Raw genomic sequence first — 1,112 nt, 5'->3', positions numbered from 1 at the left:
CCCGCACGGTGAGGACAGAGACAGCAGGTCCCGCCGTCCGAGGGCGCCCACGTCACACCCACCGCCAGGCGGTGCAGAAACCGTCAACAACAACTGCAGAAACCGTCAATGACATCCTGAGTATAAGTCGACAAACTGACTTGTAGTTCGCCCGGTAAAAGAAAGAAGCGTGTAAGGAAAAACGGATCCACGCAGAGCCGTCGGCCTGCCGGCCGGCGGCTCGTCCGGCAGCCGGCGCGAACAGGAAGTCAACACTGAAAAGGCGGGGAGCAGCCGATGCGACGCATGCTGTCACCGGCCTGGCGGACCGTGTGACGCGGGCGAGAGATGAGGGCTTCGCCGGCGTACGGCACCGAGACCGACGAGGGAGCGAGGCGAATGGAAAAGCGAAGGATTCTGGCCGCTGCCATGATGGCGGTATGCGCGACGGCCACCTTGGTCGCCGCAGTACCGGCGCAGGCGAAGACGATGGACTGGGATGCGTGTTCCAGGGGCTCTGTGTGCCTTTATGGCGACACTTACGGCAGGGGACGTTACAGCAACGCGCCGGGACCCGAGCGCGCCAACGTCGGCTCCCACATCAACGATCTGACGAGTTCCATCTGGAACCGCACCGATAAGAACATCTGTTTCTACGAGCACACGAACTTCGGGGGTACTTCCCTGATAGGCGTCCCGGCACATGGATGGGTGGACAACGTCGGATCGTTCGCCAACGACAAGATCTCCTCATACAGCGAGCACCTCAGCACCAGTCCGCCGTGCCGCTGGCACCAATGAACGGCGGTGCCCGCGACATGAGGTGATCGAGCACGGCCGTCGCGGCGATCGCCGGCAGGCGACGTCTCCAGCGGCCAGGGGCCTGTCCCGGAGCCCTCGATCTCTCTGAAAGACCGCCCCGCGGAATCCCGCACGGCAGGACCAACGCCGTACGGGATTCCGCGGGGCGAGGACGGTCTCAGACCATGACTCATTCGGCTGACCGGCGGCAGCGAATGAGGGCTGCGGCGACGGCGAAGCGGCGGTTGACCGTCCGCGCGCCGGTACGGCTCGGCGCGGCACCCCGGCGAACTCGTCGACCCGGCCGCCGACTTGCTCGCCCGTCCTGTGTT

Annotated in this window: 1 protein-coding gene; it reads left to right on the top strand. The window is 65.1% G+C overall.

Annotated elements, in window-relative coordinates:
- Positions 1-378 precede the first annotated feature (378 nt).
- Positions 379-780: a peptidase inhibitor family I36 protein gene (locus PKF00_RS43870; RefSeq protein WP_271223726.1), complete on the top strand. Its 402-nt coding sequence runs from the start codon at positions 379-381 to the stop codon at positions 778-780.
- Positions 781-1,112 lie beyond the last annotated feature (332 nt).

This window comes from Streptosporangium carneum (assembly GCF_027922005.1).
In the GTDB taxonomy this organism is placed as follows: Bacteria; Actinomycetota; Actinomycetes; order Streptosporangiales; family Streptosporangiaceae; genus Streptosporangium; species Streptosporangium carneum.
Note: the sequence above shows the minus strand (reverse complement) of the source record. Positions and strands in the feature narration are given on the sequence as shown.